Source organism: Paenibacillus hubeiensis (genome assembly GCF_032334105.1).
In the GTDB taxonomy this organism is placed as follows: Bacteria; Bacillota; Bacilli; order Paenibacillales; family Paenibacillaceae; genus Paenibacillus; species Paenibacillus hubeiensis.
Window position 1 is genome coordinate 417822 of sequence record NZ_JAVYAE020000004.1, and the last position, 23570, is coordinate 441391.

Sequence of the window (23570 nt, forward strand, 5' to 3'; positions counted from 1 at the left end):
ATGAGACAGCTCCTCTTTGCTTTGGCAGCGGTCTGCCGATTCTCCCGGAATCCGCACACAAAAAAAGCATGCATAGCCGCTGCATGCCTTCTATTCGGACCCGCGCGAAGGCAGGCTATTGCTCATTCTTCTTGTTCAAAGCCTCATATAAAATAGCCAGATTCCGCTCAAGGGCACTGACCATCTGCTTACCCGAACTTTCCGGGAGAAGCCCTGCGCGAACAGCAAAATCCACTTCCTTGGAGAACCCATACATCTGTGTATCCAGTACTTCCTCGTAGAGAGGGCAGTAGCGGGTAGCCAGATTCTCCATCTGTACTTCAATAAGCTTCTGTATTTTATCTGCATCTTCTTGAAGAAGACTGATCGCTTTCATATTCAGCTGTTCCTGCAGATCAGATGAAGTCATGCATTTCCCCCCCTATGTCCCAAAAATCGCGTAAAGACGTTCTACCCCTAATATTAGACGAAATCAGAAGCTAATACAAGAACTTGACCAAAATAACCACCTAATCCGAGTCCAGTTCGATGAAATAATACCCTATAGGCGTATTTATGGAAATCGGAGAGATCCATACGTCTCGGGAACAACGCAAAGAAGCACCTCCGCCACGTTAGGCAGAGATGCTTCCCGAACCATTACTCGGACGCGATCGTTACATTGAGGCCGTGCTTGGCAAACACTTCCGCCATCGCTTTTTTGGCTTCATCCTCATCCGGGCCATGAACGTGCAGCTCATAGCTGTGCGTGCTCACCAACGTTGTGAACAAACCCAGAATGCTTTTGACGTCGATATACTTGTTGTCCGAATGCAATACGATTGAAGATGTAAACTTGCCTGCTGTTTGAGCAATTTCCACTACCGCAGCGTTATTACTCGACATAGGAATCCCTCCGTCTTTTCACTAAATGGTATCATCTATGAATTACCCCTTCATGATACCGTGAATCCGCTTTCCTAGCAACAGCAAAATGGCAAGGATTACTTCAATTGATCTGGATTAAGGCATTCAAGCTCAGGAACAACGAAAATGCCGTCTTTGCGAATCAATACATCGTCAAAATAAATTTCGCCACCGCCGTAATCCGGACGTTGGATCAATACGAGATCCCAGTGGATCGACGAACGGTTGCCGTTATCGGTTTCCTCATAGGCTTGCCCTGGGGTGAAGTGCAGGCTGCCCGCAATTTTTTCGTCGAACAGGATGTCCTTCATCGGATGCAGGATGTATGGGTTGAATCCGATCGCGAACTCGCCGATGTGGCGCGCGCCTTCGTCGGAGTCAAGGATTTCGTTCAAACGTTTCGTATCATTGCTTGTCGCTTCAACGATTTTCCCGTCTTTGAAGGTGAATTTGATGTTTTCGAACGTAATGCCGTTATACAGCGTGGCTGCATTGTAGCTGATTGTACCATTGACGGAATCGCGCACAGGTGCGCTGTAAACCTCGCCATCCGGAATGTTTTTTTGGCCCGAGCATTTCACGGCGCCAATGTTTTTGATGGAGAAGCTCAAATCCGTACCAGGTCCGGTAATGCGGACTTTGTCCGTACGGTTCATGAGATCCGCGAGAGCATCCTGCGCTTTGTCCATTTTGGCGTAATCCAGATTGCAGACGTCGAAGTAAAAATCTTCGAAGGCTTCCGTGCTTGTGTTTGCGAGTTGAGCCATGCTTGCATTCGGATAACGCAGCACCACCCATTTGGTATGTTTTACACGTTGTTCGCTATGTACCGGGTGGGAATACAGCGCATTGTACATCTTCATTTTGTCTTCCGGCACATCGGACAGGTCGTTTACGTTTTCCCCGGCGCGAATGCCGATGTAGCAATCCATCTGCTTCATCCGGTTCAGATCGATTTCCGCCCACGTTTTCATCATGTCTTCGGTTGCGTTTTTGAGCATAGCGCGCTGCACCGTTCGATCGGTCAACTGCACAAAGACGTTTCCGCCTTTTTTGCCTACCTCTTCAATGATGGCGTTCATCAAATCCCGTTCCGTTCCAATCATCTCAACAAGCACGTTCTCCCCAGGCTGCACGTCTACCGAGTAGCCGACGAGGTTTGCTGCGAGTTTCTGAATTCTTGGATCCTTCATGTCGTAACATCCTCCTGTCATCCGCCATTCTTTGAATTGAACAACGGTAAATTACGTTAACTATTGTAGCACGCTACAGCGTTCCCGTCAGCAGGCAGTGCTCAATTCCCGTTTTCGGCCTCCCAGGGACTACGACGAAATAAATCACCTCTAATTCCTTGCAGCTTCTTAGTTATAGGACTTGAAGTTAACGTCCGTCACAAGCGCTTCCTGACTTTTCTTGACGCCGTCTTCCTCAAGACTCACTTTGCTTTCGGACGATAATCGCAGCGGCAAACTGTTTCTTCGGTCTACGGTAAGATGATACACGGTCTGCACCTCAGCGTTTTGCGTCATCTGCACCAACCTGTCCTCTCCTTGTTTCCAAACCTTGTCCAATTCTTTCTCCATTGCTGGACGATCCTTCCCCCCGCTTGCAGCCGCTTTATGCAGGTACTCCGCCCGTATGGCTTCCATCTCGCCGTTCAGTTGGGCGACGGCCCAGGCCTTTGCGTCTTTCGGGGCCAGTTCAATCCGCAAAATCCGCGTGCGACGACCTGATCCATATTCCGAATGGATGGTTTTGTTCATGCGATCAATGTTCTCCAATTGGGCAATCGGATTGAAACGGGACAAAGATCCGCGCAGCGGTTCATGCTCAGCAGATAAAGCCTGCCATTTTCCACCGTTTCGCTCAAAAGAAACACTAAACCCTCCCTGCTTCCCATTCAAAGGCTTCCCATTCAGAGGAGCAATGCCGGATTCCTTTCCGGCAGCCGCTATCGTTCCGGGCACTCTCGTTTGCAGCGTCAGGCGATCATGGTCCTCCAGCTTACCTTCAAATTTGAACTGATTCTCGAACCGGGCGCTGTTCTCCCTGCGTAATCCGGCCTCTCCTTCAAAAACCAATCTTTCCTTTCCAGCAATGCCGGAAACCGCACGCGAAAATACTTCCTCAGGAGTTTGCTCCTTCTGGAACATTCCACACCCCCCCATACATAACGCCAAGACGATCAGCAAAAATGAAGTCGGCATATGACGTCTTATCCACATCCACATCTCGAATTCCACCTTTCGGGCAACCGTTTTTCATAGCCTGCCCCGTGGGATTCGCCTTATACTCTGTCAGTATGTAAGGGGTATGTCCCCATCACCATCGCAAAAAGAGGACCATCCCGCAAACGGAATGTCCTCTTTTTATCGGTTGATCTCCTGTTTTTCGAGCACGATGCGATTGCGTCCCCCGTTTTTTGCTTCATACAGGGCCATGTCTGCGCGGTAAAACAACGATTCCACCGTCACCTTATCATCCATGCAATTCCATTCGGCAATCCCGCTGGACACTGTCACAAGCGGCCTTGTTTCTTCCGCCACTCTTCTACGGATGGTTTCCGCATAATGCCGAGCCTGATGTATCCCGACCTGCGGCATGTAAATGGCCAGCTCCTCGCCCCCCCACCTCGCGCATACATCCTCGGGGCGAGCCGAACTTGTCACGATATCGCTGACCTGCTTCAGCACCTGGTCTCCGGTTTGGTGCCCAAATGTGTCGTTCACCTGCTTGAATTGGTCTATGTCCACCACGATCAAAGAACCGCAAAATTCGTGAGCCTGGCGTTCATGGATAATATTATCCAGATAATGCCTGACGTATAACCCCGTCAACATGTCCAGATTGGCAAGTCGCCGCACCTCGGCGTGCAGCGTAGCATTCGAAAGGGCCAGTCCGATATGAATGGACAACATTTGAAGCAGCCGATAGTTGTCATACGAAAAATAATGCTCGCGCCTGTGGGACAGCAAAATAAAGCTTTTCACCACACCATTCACTCTTACGGGCGCAGCCATGAGCGAAAGCGAATGGGTAACCTCCATAAACACGGAAGTCAATTGCCCGTACTCGGCATAGTTGGAAAGAATGATCGGTTCCTCGGTTTGGCGCAGCAATCCGGCAAATCCATAATCCAGAGGAAACGTTTTATGGGCGAAATCGGGTATATTCGAAGACATGACCTCAAATTGGTCTGTATCCTCCTTTAACTGCAGGATGCAGCACCATTCGGCTTGAAAAATGGCTAACAGCTCCTGGACCGAAAAATCGAATATTTCCATGAGCTGCAAACTTTTGTTCAATCGCTGTGTCAGGTCATTCATCAGGCGCAGCTCCTGAACGAGCATGTTCGACTGTTCATGCAATTTGGCATTTTCAAATGCCGTTCCCGTTGTGTCAGCCATCATGGACACCAGCTGCAGATCGGACTCCTCGATCGTTTCCTCGTTCATTTCCATGTGGAATACCCCATATACTCCCTGGTTTCCCTTAAGAGGAAAAGCCACCTCGGCAATGCGATTTCCCGGTTGTTCTGAACGGAGTACGATCATCTTCCCCTCTTTAAAGGAGCGCACGCAAATGTCATTTCCTCGTTCGCGAACCAATAACGGCTTGATCCGGGAATGGGGGCTTTTCTGATCCTGCGACATGTACAAATTCATCCGGGTGGCCGGGTACAAGTAATCGATGCTTTCAAACACCTTGTCCAAAATCGCATCGGCATTCATCTTGTCATTCAACCGTTGAATGATCTGAAACAGAATTGATCTGCGATGTTCCTCGCGTGCCGTTTGTTCATGGGCTTTCAACAGATCCGTCATAAATATGTATTCAAATCTTCGGTAGAAGCAAGTACGAAAGTGCGCCGCCTCAGATCGAACTACAGCTTCAGACGTTTCATATCGATCAGGTTCGTGAATCAAGGCCGTGAAGACAGCAAACAAGTCTTGATTGATTCTCGAGTACAACGGCTCTGCAAGCATCGCATATTGGCCATGAGCGCCCAAGTTTCGAGCGATTCGCGGCTGTCCGGAATCCAGACATTCCGAAACCAATTGCACGACAGCCCCGATACTCTCCTGTCCAGTTGGAGCGACGCATATGCCTTCGGCATTCCAGACAGAATACTTCGTTTGCGAACGGCCAAAGTCCGTTAAACGCTGTACCTGCCAATCGGCAAAGGCTTGTTGCAGCAACGTGTCAAGATAGGAGAAGTCAAAAGGTGTGATGTCCATATGCTGCATCCAGAGCGTATGCTCTTCATGTGATTTTTTGGAAAATAACGTTTCGGTCGAGTTAAGCGAATTGACGCTCTTTGGCAACCTTCCTAGATGTTCCAACATGTCAGGCGCTCCTTTGCACCGTTTTTGCATCTGAAGATGCATGAATCTGCAGACCCTATCGCAAATCTGCAAAAGGTATGGAATAACGTTTGTTTTACGCAATCCTTTAAAGTTAAGATACACTTTATTCTACTCTCTTTAAAGGGTTTTTGCATCCATATTTCATAAAATCGTCCCATTTTTTTAGGCCCAACGACCTATCGACAAAATTAGACGTTTTTCTATCTTTGCCTTGCTCTTGACTTCCTTTCATCCAAACTGTAGAATATATTGTTGATGAAGACTGCTAATGGGTCTTTAAATTTGGGCATTACCGGTTGTGTCACCCTCATTTGTTTTGTTGCTTTCAGGACAGCGGCTGAACTTTCCTGATTGATGCTTGCGAGGCTTGCCCGCAACAACAAAACGAAGCGCAAACAGAGCCCTAACTATTGAATTTTAATTAAAAAGGAGCTACTTTACACATGGCACGTTACACTGGTCCTAAATTTAAATTGAGCCGTCGTCTCGGCATTTCCTTGAGCGGAACTGGCAAAGAATTGAAACGTCCTTTCCCTCCGGGTCAGCACGGTCCTAACCAACGCAGAAAAATGAGCAACTACGGTATGCAGTTGCAAGAAAAACAAAAACTTCGCCACATGTACGGCCTGGGCGAAAAACAATTCCGCACTCTGTTTGCTAGAGCGCAAAAAATGCAAGGAATCGCGGGTGAAAACTTCATGTTCTTGCTCGAGAGCCGCCTTGACAACCTGGTATACCGCCTTGGATTCGCTAACTCCCGTGCAGGTGCACGTCAGTTGGTATCCCACGGTCACGTTACTGTAAACGGCAAAAAAGTCGACATCGCTTCTTACCAAGTAAGCACTGGCGACGTAATCGGCCTGCGTGAAAGAAGCCGCGGTTTGTCTTCCGTGAAGGAAGCTCTGGAAAACCGTACGCATCTTCCGGCATACCTGGAATTCAACGACACAGCTGTTGAAGGAAAATACATCCGCCTGCCAGAACGCGCGGAACTTTCCCAAGACATCGACGAAAAACAAATCGTCGAGTTCTACAACCGTTAATCGTTGTTTTTCAATCCTGCTTTACCCCAAACAGCTGCCTGAGAAATTTCTCGGCAGCTGTTTTTTTGCTTCCATGCTAAGCCTATATTCCCCCACAACTTACATATACTAATCGAACGACTTCGTCTCGATGACAACTTATTCAGTCATTCCCCCAAGAAATTGGCAATTTTCGTCGATTGCTTGTATTTCTCACGCATGCAAAGCCTCCTTTTTATGCTATAATAAGTGTCGTTAAAAGGAGGAAGACACTGAATGGTTGATGCAAATAAAAACAAGCCCGACGAGCAGCCTGTCCGCAAGCGGAGCTTTATCCGCAAACTCGGCAGCGTTGTCAAATGGATGGTTATCCTGGGATTCATGGGCGTGCTATTCGTTGGCGGTGCCTTGATGGGGTACGTCAGTTCCATCGTTAAAGATGAACCCGTTCGTTCAAGAGCCCTGATCGAGCAAAAAGTCAGCGAAAACTCCATTACAGGCTTTGCTTACTTCGCCGATGGAAGCCCGATCGGCCAGTTGCGAACCGAAGAAGATCGGCGCCCGGTCACCTTTGACCAGATTCCGCAAAAGGTCATCGACGCCGTCATTGCCATTGAAGACAATCATTTTTACGAACATAGCGGCGTAGACATGAGCGGAACGCTGCGCGCAGTGAAACAGAAGGTTTTGAACGAATCCGTTCAAACCGGCGGAAGCACCCTGACCCAACAGCTGGCCCGGCGTGTATTCCTCAATTTGGACCGAACCGAGGACCGCAAAGTCAAAGAAATTCTGCTCTCTCTGCGGCTTGAACGGTTTATGACCAAAAACCAAATCATGACCGCGTATCTGAATAAGGTTCCTTTCGGTAACGGGTCTAGCGGCTATAACGTCTACGGGATCAAAGCGGCCGCAAAAGGATTGTTCAACATCAATGATTTGGAGAAACTGAATACGGCACAAGCCGCTTATCTTGCAGGTTTGCCGCAGTTACCCTCCTCTTACTCTGCCTTTAACGGAAAAGGCGATTTTGTAGAGGAAAACTTCGAGCGCGCAATCAATCGTCAGCACCTCGTGCTGCGCCGCATGCTTGAACTCGGCAAAATCAATACGTCGGAATACGATGAAGCCCTTGCTTTCGATATCAAAAGTTCGCTTGCACCAAAAACCGTAAAAGCTTACAACACTTATCCTTACCTTATGATGGAAACGGAGCGGCAGGCTGCGCAGATCCTCATGGATCTGAATACGGAAAAAGACAAAACGAATAACTCAACCGGCAAGGACACGGATGGAAATACCGCCGATAAGGACAACAGCACATTGTTGGAGGAAGCACAGCAGCAATTGCGCACTGGCGGATATCGCATCTATACGACCATCAACAAAAATGTGTACAAAACGATGAGGTCGATCGCCGAGGATGATAGCAACTTCTCTGCCGAAGATCCTACCAAAGGCAAAGAACAAACAGCGGCCATGCTGATCGATCACAAAACCGGGGCCATTCTCGGCATGATCGAAGGACGCAGCTTCCAAGACGAACAGATGAACTATGCCACCCAGATGGTACGTCAGCCAGGTTCGACGATGAAACCGATCGCAGCATATTTGCCGGCCATGGAGGCAGGTCTCGTTCAGCCGGCTTCCATTATCGACGATGCTCCGATCATCCTGAAGAACGGCGGTGCCGGATACCATATTCCGAAAAACGCCAACAATCGCTATCAGGGACTCGTTACAGCCCGCAGGGCATTGAATTATTCATTGAACATCCCTGCACTCAAGCTGTTTAATGAAGAAGTCGGAATCGATAAAGCTTGGGCTTTTTCGAAAAAGCTCGGCATCACGACCATCCAGAAAAGCGATTACCAAGCGCAGACCGGTGTTCTTGGCGGCCTTCAGTATGGCGTAACCGTCGAAGAACTGACCAATGCCTACGGCGCAATTGCCAACAATGGCGTCTATAACGATGCGTACATGATCAGCAAAATTGTAGATTCCAAAGGCAACATTGTTTACAAACACGAAGCCAATCCCGTTCAGGCTTTTTCCGAGCAAACGGCATATTTGATGACCGACATGCTGCGGACAGTCATTACGGAAGGGACGGCCGACAAAGTTCGTTCCAATTACAAATATACCAAGAGCGTTCCTATTGTCGGTAAAACAGGATCCACTCAAAGTTACGCAGACGTATGGTTTGAAGGATACACGCCAGACGTCACCTTGGGTGTATGGGTTGGATACAAGCAGCCTGTGAATACGCTTGAGACCAAATCCCAACGCAAACGGGCGCAGCAGCTATGGACCCAGATCATGAATGAGTTGGTTTCTTCCCAAAAGGACTTATTCGTGACGGATTCGTTCAAAAAACCCGACGGGATCGTAAGCAAAACCGTATCGGCTTACAGCGGTAAGCTGCCTACTTCTCTAACGGACAAATTTGTGACGGATATATTCAACAGCAAATACGTGCCGAAAGAGAGCGATGACGGCGTTGGGCGGGCAACATATATCACTTACAATGGCGTGAATTACATTCCGCGGGACGGAACGCCTTCGGATATGCTCAAAGTAAAAACGGTCATCAAACGGAAAAAGCCGATTTCCGAGTTGATTAAAGAACTGCAAAATGCGTTTTCTCGCATGAGTCGTCACGAATCGCTCGCATACTATTTGCCTGAAGATGCCGGCAGTGATATGCCGACCAAGATCGATCCGCGTACGGACAACGGCAAGGCACCTGATGCGCCATCCAATGTAAGGCTTTCCGGGTCGGTCATCACATTCAGCGCAACGCCTGAGAACGACGTTGTAGGCTATCGTTTGTATCGATCCGCCAATGGCGGAGGATTCCAGAATCAAGGCAAAGTCGTCCTGACAGGAGAATCCAGATCGTTTAGCGTTTCGACAAACGGTAATTTTGCTTACTATGTCACTGCCGTCGATGTAGCCGGCAAAGAGTCTGCACCGAGTGCCATCGTCAGCACTGCAGTCAATGCAGCCGAACCGGACGTAGAAAATAATGAACCGATCGAGGTTCCGGGTACTGTCATTGATCCAACGAATACAGGGGAGAAACCGGCCGCGCCAACGCCTCCTGGCACGCCTGGCCAGGTCGGCGTTTCCGCCCTTCCCCAAGGCATTCGCATTCAATGGTCTCCGAACCCGGAGACGGATGGGGTCAAAAGCTACACGGTATATTACAGCGAAACCGGATCAGCACCGTTTAACCAAATCGGAACCACTTCGGGCACATCGCTTGATTTCGGCGTAGCCGAAGGAACCGGAGGTTGGTTCAAGGTCTCTGCGACTAACGATGCGGGTGAATCCAGCCCTTCGGCAGCCGTTTCTTTGCAGCCTTGATCGAAACCTGAACGCATTAAAACGTTAAGCCCCGCCTCCTTTGATTGGAGGCGGGCTTATATGTCATACAAATAAGCCTGCTCTGGTGTGATCCAGAACAGGCTTATTTCTTATGCTTTCATTCGAGAGACGAGCGAACCCTGCTGCTCTAATCCTCAATCGTGGATAGATCGCCAGCCGGAAGATCCAGCTCCCACGCCTTCAACACACGCCGCATGATTTTGCCGGAACGGGTCTTCGGCAGTTTATCCTTGAACTCAATTTCGCGTGGAGCAGCGTGGGCGGATAACCCTTCTTTCACAAAGCGGTAAATCTCCTCTTTAAGCTCAGGAGTAGCTTCATAGCCTTCACGCAATGCCACAAAAGCTTTAATGATCTCCCCTCGCATGACGTCGGGTTTGCCAATAACCCCCGCCTCGGCAACAGCCGGATGCTCCACCAGCTTGCTCTCGACCTCGAAGGGACCGATGCGCTCTCCCGAGGAATTAATGACGTCGTCAATCCGCCCCTGAAACCAGAAGTACCCGTCTTCATCCATATACGCGGAGTCCCCTGAGACATACCATCCAGGCAAACGGAAATATTCCTCGTATTTGGCAGGATTGTTCCATATCTTCGCCATCATGGATGGCCAAGGGGTGCGGATGGCCAAATTCCCCATGCTATACGGAGGGAGTACCTCGCCTTGATCGTTGATGATCGCCGCCTCTACTCCTGGCAAAGGCCGTCCCATGGATCCCGGTTTGATCGGCATGCCCGGATAGTTGCAGATCAGCTGTGCACCGGTTTCCGTCATCCACCACGTATCATGGATGCGCTGCCCGTACACGTTCCATCCCCAACGAACCACTTCAGGGTTAAGCGGTTCTCCTACGGACAGCACATGGCGCAGACTGCTGAGATCATGCCGCTTTATTTCGTCCTCTCCCGCTCCCATCAGCATACGGAATGCAGTCGGCGCACTGTACCATACGCTTACTTTGCGTTTCTCAATGGTGCTGTACCAATCCTGCGGACTGAAACGGCCCCCGCGAATGACATTGGTTACCCCGTTCAGCCACGGAGCGAAGATACCATAAGAAGTGCCTGTGACCCACCCCGGATCAGCCGTGCACCAGTACACATCGTCGTCGCGCAGGTCCAATACCACTTTACCGGTATAATAATGCTGAATCATGGCATTTTGAACGTGATAGACCCCTTTGGGTTTACCGGTGGAACCTGAGGTATAGTGAATCAATAGCCCGTCCTCGCGAGTCAGCCATTCCACTTCCATCTCGTCCGAAGCGGACGACATCTCGGCATCATAATCAACGAGCCCATCTTCGGTCTGCGCTCCGCCGCCAACAACGAATACATACTTAAGCTCAGGCAATTCGGAACGTTTGATCCGACCGAGCAGCTCCGGCGTCGTCACAATCGCAACCGCGCCGCTGTCTTCAAGGCGATCCTTGACCGCCGTTTCCATAAACGCTTCAAACAGCGGGCCCACTACGGCGCCTGCCTTCAGAATGCCGAGCAGGCTGAAGTAGAGTTCAGGACTGCGGGGCATGAATATAAAAACCCTGTCTCCCTTGGCAATGCCGTATTTTCGCAGAACGTTCCCGAAGCGGTTCGATTGCTCGCTTAGATCGGCAAACGTGTATGCCTCTTCTCTTGTGGCATCGCTGTACAACAATGCGGTTCTGCCGCCTCTGCCTTCGAGCACGTGACGGTCGATCGCCTCATGCGCAATGTTTACTTTTCCGCTGGTATACCACGTAAAATGTTTCTCAACCGATTCCCAATCGAAGCGGCCTCGAGCTTCCTCGTAATCACCCAGATTGGATTCGGACACAACCGTTTGCAGCATCTCACCATGTGCTTGACTCATGCTTGCCAGCCTCCTCAACTCGACATTTCGATTCCTTCAAAAAGGTGTTTCGCTTTGCCTTGGTGTTGACTGAACTTACAGTTAGCGCTTACATTATTTAGAGAGCAACTCTCTGCATGTACCCTGTCAGGTAGCCAAAATCGGTGCAGCTTCATTCTGCATTCCAATTGTGAACGTTTTATGTCAAGGCAATTATATCAAATTGCTTCCGGGACCGTCTATGGCTTTTCATTTTTTTGATTTTTTGCTATAAGTAGGGAGGAGAGGAGCATGAACCATGGAGCATTTGAAAGAATACCACATGCGTTCCATCTTCAAGTCCGGTTTCCATATTACCGTGGAAGGCCCTTTGCCTCCTGACAGGATCGCAGCGTTGTCTTTTCATCCGGATCTGGATGCGTTCCGACGCCCTGCCGAGCAGCAGGAAGCGTTGATCGAAATTGCAGGTTTGCCCGAAGGGCGCATCATCATCGCTCGTGAACGCGAAACGATCGTGGGTTATATTACGTTTCACTACGCCGATGAGTGTGAGCGTTGGTCTGAAGGCAGCATGGCCGATCTGATTGAATTGGGAGCTATTGAGGTAGCGGATCGGTACCGCTCGCTGGGCATCGGGAAAGAAATGCTGCTTACGGCTTTTGCGGGCGGCCAGATGGAAAGATACATCGTGTTTACGACTGAATATTACTGGCATTGGGATTTGAAAGGCAGCGGTCTGTCCGTGTGGGATTATCGGAAAATGATGGAGCGTTTGATGCAGACCGTCGACATGACCTGGTACGCTACCGACGATCCCGAAATATGTTCGCATCCGGCCAATTGCCTGATGGTGCGTATCGGAAATAAGGTGCCTCTCGAATCCGAGCAGCAGTTCGATCGCGTTCGTTTCCGCCACCGGTTTATGTATTGATGCAAAAACCGCTATCCTTTCAACCATGTTTCATTTGAAAGACACATGGATGCAGTCATAGCGGTTTTTTACAACAATTCGCTCCCATCAAGGGCGCATTTACGATTTTTTTGCTTTCGCTTACATATTGGTGAGCATGTGTTCCACAATACGATGAGAACGTTGCGACGAATGTACGGTAAACTCCGCAAAATTGACATGGGCCGAACCGTCAGCCTTATCGGACATGCCGCGCAGCACCACAAACGGCACACGATTCATGAAACACACCTGAGCAACCGCAGCCCCTTCCATCTCGGCACAGGCGCCATCCATTTCGGCATATAACCTGCCTACCGTCTCCTTGCTGGCGATGAATTGGTCGCCTGACAACACTTTGCCGATCCGATAATGTGCCCCTTGTGCAAGGCATGCCTGTTCCGCCAGCGCAATCAATGTCTCATCGGCCGGAAAAGCCGACGTCTCCTGATAAGGGATGACGCCGCGTTCGAACCCAAGCGCGGTTACATCCATGTCATGCTGGACGCATACGGAAGAAATGACGATATCGCCGATATTCAACTCGGGATGCACCGCTCCGGCCACACCCGTAAATATAATTTTGTCCACCTGGAACCGGTCAATTAAAATTTGTGTGGTCACGGCGGCATTGACCTTGCCTACGCCTGACTTGCACACTACAATCTGTTTCCCCAGCCACTCGCCTGCAACATACGTAAGCCCGGTCTGCTTGACGGTCTCCGATCGTTTCATGCCTGCCAGCAAAAGCTCCACTTCTTCATTCATCGCACCGATTATTCCGATGGTTTCGCGCATTCTGTCCTGCCTCCATTTGATCCAAGCCTCGTCTTGAGATTCGGACGTATCTACTTCTTGTCAAGCACAAAAGCTCCGTTTCCGGAGCTTCGCCTGCATACTATGTAGAGAGGGAATAAATCTTCCCTTTCATCTTAATCCGGGCGGCGTCCGCCAGACGCGACATCCCTTTGCCGTCCCGTTTAGCCAGCGTGGCTGACAGACAAACGCAAAATCGTTTCATGCGGCAAAATCACGCGTGGATTTTCTACGTTTTCCTTCTTCATCAGCTTGGTCAAAAGACGCATCGCCACGGCACCCAGGTCGTACATCGGTTGGGCCACCGTTGTCAGCTGAGGACGAACCATGGAGGCCATACGGATGTTGTCCACGCTAATGATCGAGAAATCATCCGGTACTTTCAAGCCTTCATCCTGAATGCTGTGGATGGCACCAATCGCCATTTCATCCGTCGCGGCAAAGATCGCAGTTGGTCTCTTCTTCAAGCCCAGGAAGTACTTCATGGCTTCCACGCCGGACTCATAGCGGTAATTTCCGATACGTACCAGATCCTCCTGGTACTCCATACCTGCAGCTTCAAGCGCCTTCTTGTACCCTTGGAAACGGGCATAACCGTTGGCCGGGTCTTGCAGCGTGCCGCTGATCATGGCAATTTCCTTGTGACCATGGCGAATCAGCGTATTCACCGCATCGAATGCAGCCGCCTCATGGTCGATGTCCACGGAAGGATATGCCCCCTTCTCGTCGCTTGTGGCGCAAAGCACGATCGGCACGGCGGCAGACTGGAACGCCTGGATATGCTCGTCCGTCACGGTTCCGCCCATGAAGAGCAGACCGTCCACCTGTTTCTCAAGCAGCGTGTTGATAACGCGAATTTCCTTTTCCTTCTTTTTGTCCGCATTACACAAAATGATATTGTAGTGATACATATTCGCGATATCCTCGATACCGCGGGCAATCTCGGCAAAGATGGAGTTGGAAATATCAGGGATCACAACGCCGACGGTTGTTGTCTTTTTGCTCGCCAGACCTCTGGCTACAGCATTAGGACGATATCCCAGGCGTTCGATTGCTTCATAGACTTTTTTGCGGGTTTGAGGTTTAACATTAGGGTTATTGTTGACAACCCGTGATACTGTCGCCATGGATACGCCAGCTTCACGTGCTACATCATAAATGGTTACCGTCACAGCACTTCTCTCCATTACCAGTAAATTTTCATACCATTTTCATTAAGATTTATATTACGACAAATTATTGCATTAATCAATTAAAATAGGCTTCAATAGCCGTTTAATACACTTGTAAGCGCAGTCGAAGTAATGTTTGAATGGGAGGTATGCCATACCGCTTTTCCATTCTGCACAAGAATGGCCTGCGGCGACTCATGTTTAACCCCGAGTATTGCCTCCGTTTCATTGGAAACAGGGCGATCTTCCACAACATAGACGATGCCATAGTCCACATTTTCGTTCGGCTGGTTCTGCAGATAATGGTCCATCTCCTGATAAGCTCTTGAACTGATTGGGCACCGAGTACTATGCTTAAACAGAAGCAATGGTTGATTATTCGTAGCTCCCAGTGCGGAGTTAAGCTGTTCAACACTTGTCATTTTGGTCATGTAAGCCATTGGATATACATCCCCCTTTATCAGGAATACCAATATGTTGAGCGTTTTCACTCTACGATATCTTAACAAAAAGTGCAGGAAAAAGCCAATTTTCATGAAAACAAGCATGAAACGCGTCAAAATCAAACAGCATTCGAGAAATAACTTCTCCATGCAAAGCCGGACAATTGTCCCAGCCTGCGCTGTGTCATTTGAATCCATTCCTCGTCACCGGATTTTTGGGCATAGTTCAATATATCCAGGAGCAGGTTGATGCGTTCCTGAACGGCTTGCTGCATGCGCTCTTCCATCTCCCGATCCGACGCGTCCGGCCACGACTGAAGCATTTCGTGAAAAAGGTCGGCGAGTTCGTTCTGTTTACCGAAAGATACGTCTTGCTGCACGGGATGATCTCCCAATTTGCTGATACATTCCTTAAGGTCCGGCTTTACCGGCTGAAGAACCTCGTATGTAACGCAATCCGTGCATGCGAATACAGGCACGTTGCGAATTTCCACCTTTTTGGCATATACTACCGTTCTCATTTCCAATTCCATTACATGTCCGCACTTGCATGATTTGCGCACATCCATCACCTCATTCGTTCTTTGCTCATGAATAGTTCATTCGACCTTTTTCGGCGCAAATCCTGCCCAAAACCACAAATTAAACAAATTACCACCATCCCCAGAAGATGGTACCTTATGAGGAAAGCATACATCGACACGAATCGTTGTACCGACGAAAATGCTGACCGTGAAGCCGTCCACAAAATTTGTTACAATAAATCGCGATGGTGAACACGTTCAATAAAGGAGAGATGATCATGAGATTAACCGGTAAGAAAGTTATCGCCCTTGTCGATGAAGAATTCGAGGATTTGGAGCTATGGTACCCGGTCCATCGGGTTCGTGAGGAAGGTGCGGAAGTGCATCTGGCCGGCGAAAAAAAAGGAAAAACCTACATTGGAAAATACGGCGTTCCAGCCGAGGCCGAATACAGCTTCGACGAACTGGAAAGCTCGCAATATGACGGCATTCTCGTTCCCGGGGGATGGGCGCCGGACAAGCTGCGCCGATATCCGAAGGTGCTTGAGCTGGTCCGCGAAATGCATGCCGACCGCAAACCCATCGGTCAAATCTGCCATGCGGGCTGGGTACTGATCTCAGCCAAAATTTTGGAAGGCGTTACGGTAACCTCTACGCCAGGCATTCGGGACGACATGGAAAATGCCGGAGCGATCTGGAAGGATGAGGCGGTAGTCGTAGATGGCCATATCATCTCGGCCCGCCGTCCTCCCGACCTGCCTCCCTATGGCAAAGCGTTCTGCGATGCGCTCGCGAATAACCAATAATGACATCGCAACTTGGTTGACCGTCTGAAAACGCATATGCCAAACAGGCCGGACCGCTCCTTTTGCCCGTTAAAAGGCGTTTTATGGATGGCGGCCAATAAATGAACGAGCACCCAACCCGGTTTGGCTAAATCGGGTTGGGTGCTCGTCGTTTTTACGATGCATTCGAATCGTTTTGTTCGTCAGGACTGCAATTGGCGTTATTGAAGGCTTGCAGTCTCTCCTCGATCTCTTCGCTAGTGCGAAGGCCGAAACATGCTCTCGCCGTTTCTTTCGCTGTGCTAGCCGTCGTGTTCAGGGCCCGGTGTTTGACCCGCAGGAGAGACTGGGGCGACATGCTCAAATTGAAAATGCCAAGCTCCAGCCAGAGCGGTATGGACCGCTCGTCTCCCGCCATTTCGCCGCAGACGCTGATTCCGATTCCCGCACGGTGCGCCGCTTCCGCCGTTGTGCGCAGCATCCGCAGCACCGCAGGATGATACGGATGGTACATGTGGGCAATCTGTTCGTTCATGCGGTCAACGGCGAGGACATACTGTACCAGGTCGTTCGTGCCGATGCTGAAAAAGTCCGCTTCCTCTGCCAGCAAGTCGGCAATCATGACGGCGGCCGGCACCTCGATCATGATGCCGACCTGAATATGCGGATCGTAAGGCAATCCGCGCTCATCCAGATCATGCATCGCTTCGCGCAAAATCGCATTGGCTTGTCTGAGTTCTTCCACGGAAGAGATCATCGGATACATGACCTTGACGTTGCCGGCAGCGCTGGCACGCAAAATGGCCGTAAGCTGCGTTTTGAACAGGTCTCTACGGTCCAGGCTTATGCGAATGGCACGATATCCGAGGAATGGATTATCTTCTTCAGGCAATTCAAAATAGTCCAACTGCTTGTCTCCGCCGATGTCCAGCGTTCGGATGACGACAGATTGGCCTGCGGTTTTTTCCGCAACAAGCCGATACACCTCATATTGCTCCTGCTCGCCAGGGAACGTCGCCCGGTCCATGTACAGAAACTCGGTCCGAAACAGTCCGACCCCCTTCGCTCCGTGCTTCAGCGCAAGCTCCAGTTCTTTCACGGAGCTGATATTAGATGCCAGGTGCAGCGTTTCTCCGTCCTTCGTAACGGCGTCCACCGTGGCAAGCACTTGCAATTGCTCTTTTTTCTTTTGCTGCTGGGCGCGGAGCACCGTATACCTTTCCACCGTTTTGCGGTCAGGCTCCGTAAACACCAAGCCGTTATCGCCATCGACAATCAGCAGGTCTCCGGTCTCCACCGGCATGCCAAGGTTCGCTTCCAGTCCGGAAACGAGCGGTATGCCCAGTGCGCGGGCCATGATGGCCGAGTGAGACGTTTTGCCGCCAATCAAGGTCACGATGCCCAGCACGTAGGTTGGATTCAGATGCGCCAATTGGGAAGGCGACAGCTCCTTCGCCACCAAAATGTACGGCTGGGTATCCGAAGGAAGCGTAATTTCGGGCGCTCCCAGCAGATGCTTCAGGAGCCGATTGCCGACGTCCTTGATATCGATGGCCCGCTCCTTCATGTATTCGTCATCCAACAGATCGAACATGGTGACGAAATGGTCGATCGCTTCTTTGACCGCCACTTCGGCCGCCTTGTACTGACGTTCGATGATCCCGCGGATTTCGTTCATGAACACCGGGTCTTCAAGGATGGCCAAATGGGCATCGAAGATGCTCGATTCCTCCGGACCGACCACTTCCTTGAACTCGTTTTTGATGTTTTCGATCTCGTCCTTCGATGTCCGTATTCCCTCATACAGTCGTTCGAATTCCTGGGCAAGGTCTACCGAGTCCATCTTCTGATCCGGCAGGTCCCACTCCCAGCTGGGCAGGACAAATGCTTTGCCGATCGCTATCCCTGCAGCGCCATTGATGCCTTCTATCTTCATTCTACCCCTCCAACGTTCCTGTCATAGAGCACCACGGACATAACGGATGCCTGACCTTTCTTGACATGCTTGAACGGAGCAAAGCTCCAGGACTTGACGCGATCCGGATTGGTGATCACCATCGGTGTCGTTAAGGACGCCGCTTCGGTCCGCAGCTTCGCGAGATCGAAGCGGATGAGCAGCTGCCCCGGCTCCACCGTGTCCCCTTCCTGCACAAGCGCTTCAAAACAGCCTTTCAATTGCGAAGTGTCGATGCCGATATGCAGCAATACTTCCAAACCTTCCCGGGTCGAAATGCCGAGTGCGTGCATGGTCGGATAGAGATGCATGATCGTCCCGTACACGGGGGAAACCAATTCCCCTTTTTCAGGTACAAATGCAACGCCGTCACCCACCAGTTTGGCCGCAAAGATCTGATCCGGCACTTCTTCGATCGGCAGCATTTTGCCTTGAACCGGGGCGCAGAACAGCACCTGCTGCAAATCCCGCTCAAGCAGCTTTGCGATCTCTTCCCGGATCAGCTCCGAATATGTACCAAACACCACTTGCACGTTGCCGCCGCCCAGCTTGATCAGGCCCGCGGAGCCCAAACTCTTCATCGCTCCCGTATCGATAAGCCTGTCATTGTGAACCGTCAGCCTCAACCGGGTGATGCATGCCTCCACCTGCACGATGTTCTCCTTGCCTCCCAATGCTTCCAGCACAAGGGGAGCCTGGTAAGGAATGTTGCCCACCCAATCTTCCAGCACGGAGCCTTCCTCGCGGCCGGGTGTTGGAATTTTGAACGTGCGAATAGCCCAGCGAAACAGAAAATAATACACCAATCCGTAAAGAATGCCGAGCGGAATCAGCTTCCAGGCATTTTCGGACAGATGGAAATTGATGATGTAATCGATGATACCCGCCGAATAGGAAAACCCGTGGCGTATGTCCAGCCAGTATCCCATCCACATGGCGATTCCCGACATTACGGCATGCACAATAAACAGATAAGGTGCCGCAAACAGAAATGCAAACTCGATCTGCTCCGATACCCCTGTCAGGAAACACACTAACGCAGACGTCAAAAACGTCTTTTTGATCTTGGGCTTGAGATCTTCCCTTGCTTCCTGAATGATGGCAAACGCGATCGCAGGAATCGCAAACATCATGATCGGGAACAGTCCTGCCATGAAATATCCAGCGGTCGGATCACCCGCAAAAAAACGCGGCAAATCCCCCTGAACGATATGGCCATCAGGTGTCTGATAGGTGCCGAGCTGGAACCAGAACACGTTATTGAGCAGATGGTGCAGCCCAAACGCCACGAGCACCCTGTAGAGCACCCCGTAAATGAACAGCCCGAACCCGCCCAAACTGTACTCCCACGAAGCGATCACATTAAGCCCGTTTTGAAGAATGGGAGCAATCCACAGCATAAAACAGGAAAACAAGGCCGAGCACAGCCCCACGATCAGCAAAACAAACCTGGAACCGCCGAAAAATTGCAAAATCTCGGGCAGTTTAATGCTTTTAAACCGATTATGCGTAACCCCGGCGAGCGCGCCAAGGATGATTCCGATTAATGAAGCAGGCTGAACCGTCCCGTCCCCGAAGTGACGAATGACCTGATCGTAAATCACGATGCCCGCAAGCGCGGCAAGCCCCGCCTGTCCGGCTTGATTGGAGAGGCCAAGCGCTACGCCGACGGCAAACATGTAGGGCAAAAAATAAAAAATACCGCGTCCAGCCACGGTAGAAATCTCGCCAACAACGTTCAGTCCCCAGGCATCCCAGGGCAAACTGCCAACGCTGAGCAGAATCGCTGCGGCGGGCAAAACCATTGTGGGCAGCATGACTGCCCTTCCGAGCTGCTGCAAGGACCCGAGCCAATTCATGGCGTCCTCTCCTTTCTATCCTTGATGGTAAGCTTTACGGAACGTTTTGTCAAAACAAAACGAGTGCGTGCCAAAAATTAAAACATCCCTTGCGACACATGTCAAAAAGGCCGTATCCTCGTGCGGTTTGCCTTTGGCATCGGCACTCACTTCAACGCTTACCCGAAGCAAAAATTCCTCTCCTGCCTAACCGGTCATTTCCTTGGTCCGGAAGGTTTCACAACGCCACCTTACGGATGCGAAACCCCGCCAACCTTGGGGGGTCAACGGGGTTTCGACAAGCGGTTTATGAACCTGTTATTCGCAAGCAGAAGTCACAGGGCTGCCTTCAACATGAAAAGGCCTTAACCTCTTCCGGCGCTCCGCAGTGCGTAATCTTCCACTTTGATGCAACGATTCGTAACAGCCGTCATGCCGTTGTCGGCTGCAATCTGCACGGCTTCGTCACTATGGATTCCGAGCTGCAGCCAAAGCACATTGGCATGGATGGCAGCTGCTTCGCGGGCAACGTCGGCGCAAAACTCGGCGCGGCGGAAAACGTCCACGATGTCAACGGGCTCCGGAATATCCGCCAGAGAGGCATACACCTTTTCACCAAGAATCTCGCCACCACTTGCCTGCGGATTGACCGGAATGATCCGGTAACCTCTGCTCTGCAGTGCTTCCGCAACCAAGTAGGAGGTCCGGTCCGGTTTGTCCGACAGACCGACAATCGCGATGTTGCCTGCATTGCGCAAAATGTGTCCGATCTCTTCACGTGTAGGGTTGTTGAATTCCATGCAAAGCACCGTCCTTTTCAGCAAACGTTTGTTATGTTATCCTTCTACCCATTCCACCGAGGCTCCAAGCGCCCGCAGATGGTCGAAGTATTGAGGATAAGACTTGGCTACATGATGTGCGTCCCGAATACGAATCGGCTGTTTGGCACGCAGGCCTACCACCGTCAGTGCCATAATTACGCGATGGTCGAAGTGGGCATTGATCTCCACGCCGCCCTCCACGCCTTCAGGACGTCCATGCACGATAATCTCGGCTTGGCGTTCCTCCACATTGGCACCAGCCTTGCGCAGTTCGTTCAGATAATCCGTAATTCGGTCGCATTCCTTGTAACGCAGGTTCTCTACATTATAAAACCGGGAGGTGCCTTCCGCAAATACGGCCGCCGCGACCATCGCAAGCACGGCATCCGTTGCCGCATCGCCATCGAATTCCACGGCCTTCAACTTGCCGTTGCCCTGTACGTGAACGACATGGTTCTCATGCGTCAGCGGCACTTCCATCATGCGCAGTACGTCCACGATGGCGCGCTCTCCCTGTTTGCTTTGTTCCATCAAACGCTGGATCTTCACGTCCGATTGCGTAACTGCCGCTGCGGCGAGCACAGCTGCAGACCCGGGATAATCCCCCTGAACGGTATACGTTTGCGGTTGATAGGACTGGCCGCCCGGCACCCGGAAAGACATGTAGTCATCGCTCGCGTGGATGACGATCCCCGCCTGCTCAAGCACTTCGAGCGTTTGCCCGATGACAACCTTGGATTTCAAGTCGTTCAGCACTTCGATCGTGCTGTCTTCCGCCAGAAGCGGCGTTACGAAAAGCAGTGCGCTCAAATATTGGGAGCTGACGGAACCGGATACGCGGATATGACCGCCTTTCGCATGGCCCCCCTTGATCGTGATCGGCAGGCGCCCTTGCTCGTGCTGAACTTCGACTCCCATTTGGCCGAGCGCATCGATCAGGTCGTCATGCGGGCGTTTGCCGAGCGATTCCGGATACGTGTTCACGAACGTCACCTCAGGGCAAAGCGCGGCTACCCCCATCAGAAAGCGCAATACGGCTCCCGCGTTCCCCACGTTGAGTTCGCGCACGTCGCGCGGGTGTTTGCCAAAACCTTGGATCACGATTTTGCTGTCGTCTTCCTCCAGCACGGCGCCAAGGTCGCGAATGCATCTGCGCATCGCATCGCTGTCCTCGCTGTGGGCAGGGAAATGAATGGTGCTTGTGCCTTCTGCCAGTGCTGCGGCAAGCAAGTAACGTGTCGTGTAGTTTTTCGAAGACAAAGCTCCGATGTCCCCTTTCAGGGTAGGTGTCGGTTTAACGATAACGTCCATCGATTAAATTCTCCTTCATTGATCAGATTCATTCGAAATAAGGTGCAATGCTGATGTCGATAACCACAATCGGCTGCAAGCCAAATTGACATTTCACTTGCCGCTTCGTATCATTATAGGCGTTAAGTCCATACAGAAAAGAGGACCTGAAATGACACAAATCGCTGAAATTCTGCCTTCCGAACTGCGCAGCCGCCTGCAAGCCGGCGAGAAGCTGCAGATGATCGACGTCCGCGAGGACGAAGAAGTCGCCCTGGGCATGATCGAAGGCGCCAAACATATTCCGCTCGGACAAATTCCGGACAGATTGTCCGAAATCGAGAAGACGGGCGAAATCGTCTTGATCTGCCGCAGCGGCTATCGCAGCGAGCGTGCCTGCGAATACTTGCAGCAGCTTGGCTACGAAGGATGCACCAACATGGTTGGCGGCATGCTGCAGTGGCAGCAGGAAGAATAGAGTGGATCAGGAACGGGCCGAAAGGCCCGTTTTTGTTCCCGGAACATTTACAGGCTTAGACGCGGTAATGCGCTAAAATTAAACGGGTCACTTCAGCGGCGGATAGCTCGGTTGTATCCACGGTGTGATGTGCGAAAAGGTACGCGTCTTTCCGCTCCTGCATAATGGTACGAATTCGTTCCTCCGCATTGCCGGCAAGCAGCGGACGATGGTCTGAGCCGCCGATGCGTTCGACAATGGCTTCGGGATCGGCCGTCAAGGCGACAACCCAGCCTTGTCCCGACATCTCGTCACAGTTATCCTGGCGCAGCACGATGCCGCCGCCCGTAGCGATGACCTGTGATTCGCTCGCGAGCACATTGCGAAGCACCCGGCTTTCCGCATCCCGGAAATACGCTTCTCCCTTGTCTGCAAACATCTCGGGAATCGTACAGCCTTCCTCTTTCTCTACCTCGGCATCCAGATCTACCAGCTGATAACCAAGCTCATTTGCCAGCATCTCCGCCACGGTTGACTTGCCGGTACCCATCATGCCGATAAGAATAATATTGTTCGACTTGCTCAAGGTGTACACTCCTTTAATTCCAAGCAACTCATGGACACTTTTGTTTGTCCTATCATAACACACCCCCACGGACTGGGGAAGTCGTTTCATGGACCGGGACTGGCGCCTGTCATTCCGGGCAAGGATGTTCACCCGCGCTTGCACTGAAAGGGATGGGACAGATGCACATTTATGCCGCCTGCGTGTGTGCTTCACTCCAAAAAGGCCTGGAGCCGTCCGGCATTGCCGGAACTCCAGGCCTTTCGCCGATCCATGCGCGGGAATCAACGTATGGATCGCAAACATTCGATTCGTCCAAAAACCAAAGAATGCGTATTATTCCATCCAGTTGTGGTGGAACGAGCCTTCTTTGTCCACGCGTTTAAACGTGTGCGCGCCGAAGTAGTCGCGCTGAGCCTGCAGCAGGTTGGCCGGCAGAC

21 protein-coding genes are annotated in these 23570 nt (G+C 51.1%); 5 read left to right on the forward strand and 16 right to left on the reverse strand.

Features of this window, described 5'->3' with window-relative positions; genetic code table 11:
- Positions 1-115: 115 nt before the first annotated feature.
- From RSX24_RS15215 to RSX24_RS15235, 5 genes are all read right to left on the reverse strand, one after another.
- The gene (locus RSX24_RS15215) at positions 116-409 is read right to left on the reverse strand and encodes an Fpa/YlaN family protein (protein ID WP_236416467.1); all 294 of its coding nucleotides are present in this window, start codon (positions 407-409) and stop codon (positions 116-118) included.
- Positions 410-639: 230 nt separating this feature from the next.
- Positions 640-885: an HPr family phosphocarrier protein gene (locus RSX24_RS15220; RefSeq protein ID WP_236416469.1), complete on the reverse strand. Its 246-nt coding sequence runs from the start codon at positions 883-885 to the stop codon at positions 640-642.
- A gap of 98 nt (positions 886-983) precedes the next feature.
- Positions 984-2099 carry an aminopeptidase gene (locus RSX24_RS15225; protein ID WP_236416471.1) on the reverse strand — a complete coding sequence of 372 codons (1116 nt, stop codon included), beginning with the start codon at positions 2097-2099 and terminating at the stop codon, positions 984-986.
- Positions 2100-2267: 168 nt separating this feature from the next.
- Positions 2268-3059, reverse strand: coding sequence for a hypothetical protein (locus RSX24_RS15230; RefSeq protein WP_343261055.1), 792 nt, complete (start codon positions 3057-3059; stop codon positions 2268-2270).
- Between the two features lie 216 nt (positions 3060-3275).
- Complete coding sequence (locus tag RSX24_RS15235; protein WP_343261056.1) at positions 3276-5252, reverse strand: sensor domain-containing diguanylate cyclase; 1977 nt, start codon at positions 5250-5252, stop codon at positions 3276-3278.
- Between the two features lie 464 nt (positions 5253-5716).
- Here RSX24_RS15235 and rpsD point away from each other — a divergent pair, with 464 nt between their 5' ends.
- Both rpsD and RSX24_RS15245 read left to right on the forward strand, forming a co-directional pair.
- Entirely contained in the window at positions 5717-6316 is a 600-nt protein-coding gene (gene rpsD / locus RSX24_RS15240) for a 30S ribosomal protein S4 (RefSeq protein WP_236416476.1), read from the forward strand.
- Between the two features lie 255 nt (positions 6317-6571).
- Entirely contained in the window at positions 6572-9664 is a 3093-nt protein-coding gene (locus RSX24_RS15245; RefSeq protein WP_343261057.1) for a transglycosylase domain-containing protein, read from the forward strand.
- A gap of 148 nt (positions 9665-9812) precedes the next feature.
- On the opposite strand, the gene acsA is transcribed toward RSX24_RS15245, so the two are convergent.
- A complete protein-coding gene (gene acsA / locus RSX24_RS15250) occupies positions 9813-11537 on the reverse strand; it encodes an acetate--CoA ligase (protein ID WP_343261058.1) in 1725 nt (574 codons plus the stop codon).
- A 277-nt stretch (positions 11538-11814) separates the two neighbouring features.
- Between acsA and RSX24_RS15255 the strand changes: the two genes are divergently transcribed.
- Complete coding sequence (locus RSX24_RS15255; RefSeq protein WP_339273501.1) at positions 11815-12447, forward strand: GNAT family N-acetyltransferase; 633 nt, start codon at positions 11815-11817, stop codon at positions 12445-12447.
- 120 nt (positions 12448-12567) lie between these two features.
- On the opposite strand, the gene RSX24_RS15260 is transcribed toward RSX24_RS15255, so the two are convergent.
- From RSX24_RS15260 to RSX24_RS15275, 4 genes are all read right to left on the reverse strand, one after another.
- On the reverse strand, positions 12568-13263 hold the full coding sequence (locus RSX24_RS15260; protein ID WP_236416489.1) for a 5'-methylthioadenosine/adenosylhomocysteine nucleosidase: 696 nt from the start codon (positions 13261-13263) through the stop codon (positions 12568-12570).
- 182 nt (positions 13264-13445) lie between these two features.
- The gene (ccpA, locus tag RSX24_RS15265) at positions 13446-14453 is read right to left on the reverse strand and encodes a catabolite control protein A (RefSeq protein WP_236416492.1); all 1008 of its coding nucleotides are present in this window, start codon (positions 14451-14453) and stop codon (positions 13446-13448) included.
- A gap of 92 nt (positions 14454-14545) precedes the next feature.
- Positions 14546-14893, reverse strand: a complete 348-nt coding sequence (ytxJ, locus tag RSX24_RS15270; protein ID WP_236416493.1) for a bacillithiol system redox-active protein YtxJ — start codon at positions 14891-14893, stop codon at positions 14546-14548.
- A gap of 122 nt (positions 14894-15015) precedes the next feature.
- On the reverse strand, positions 15016-15417 hold the full coding sequence (locus tag RSX24_RS15275; RefSeq protein WP_236416495.1) for a hypothetical protein: 402 nt from the start codon (positions 15415-15417) through the stop codon (positions 15016-15018).
- A gap of 281 nt (positions 15418-15698) precedes the next feature.
- On the opposite strand from RSX24_RS15275, the gene RSX24_RS15280 reads away from it, so the two are divergent.
- Positions 15699-16226: a type 1 glutamine amidotransferase domain-containing protein gene (locus tag RSX24_RS15280; RefSeq protein WP_236416498.1), complete on the forward strand. Its 528-nt coding sequence runs from the start codon at positions 15699-15701 to the stop codon at positions 16224-16226.
- Between the two features lie 154 nt (positions 16227-16380).
- On the opposite strand, the gene ptsP is transcribed toward RSX24_RS15280, so the two are convergent.
- The 4 genes from ptsP to aroA all read right to left on the reverse strand — a co-directional run bounded on the left by ptsP (position 16381) and on the right by aroA (position 22129).
- A complete protein-coding gene (ptsP, locus tag RSX24_RS15285) occupies positions 16381-18141 on the reverse strand; it encodes a phosphoenolpyruvate--protein phosphotransferase (protein ID WP_236416500.1) in 1761 nt (586 codons plus the stop codon).
- Positions 18138-20018 carry a glucose PTS transporter subunit IIA gene (locus RSX24_RS15290; RefSeq protein WP_236416502.1) on the reverse strand — a complete coding sequence of 627 codons (1881 nt, stop codon included), beginning with the start codon at positions 20016-20018 and terminating at the stop codon, positions 18138-18140. Before RSX24_RS15290 ends, ptsP begins: the two co-directional genes overlap by 4 nt.
- Positions 20019-20362: 344 nt before the next feature.
- Positions 20363-20797, reverse strand: coding sequence for a CoA-binding protein (locus RSX24_RS15295; protein WP_236416503.1), 435 nt, complete (start codon positions 20795-20797; stop codon positions 20363-20365).
- A 36-nt stretch (positions 20798-20833) separates the two neighbouring features.
- Complete coding sequence (aroA, locus tag RSX24_RS15300; protein WP_236416504.1) at positions 20834-22129, reverse strand: 3-phosphoshikimate 1-carboxyvinyltransferase; 1296 nt, start codon at positions 22127-22129, stop codon at positions 20834-20836.
- Between the two features lie 151 nt (positions 22130-22280).
- On the opposite strand from aroA, the gene RSX24_RS15305 reads away from it, so the two are divergent.
- On the forward strand, positions 22281-22586 hold the full coding sequence (locus tag RSX24_RS15305; RefSeq protein WP_236416505.1) for a rhodanese-like domain-containing protein: 306 nt from the start codon (positions 22281-22283) through the stop codon (positions 22584-22586).
- Between the two features lie 55 nt (positions 22587-22641).
- Here RSX24_RS15305 and RSX24_RS15310 read toward each other — a convergent pair whose 3' ends face one another.
- Both RSX24_RS15310 and RSX24_RS15315 read right to left on the reverse strand, forming a co-directional pair.
- Positions 22642-23151 (reverse strand): shikimate kinase, encoded by a 510-nt coding sequence (locus RSX24_RS15310; protein ID WP_343261059.1) that lies wholly within the window; start codon positions 23149-23151, stop codon positions 22642-22644.
- 315 nt (positions 23152-23466) lie between these two features.
- Positions 23467-23570: hypothetical protein (locus RSX24_RS15315; RefSeq protein ID WP_343261067.1), on the reverse strand; the 104-nt coding region annotated here is incomplete at its 5' end.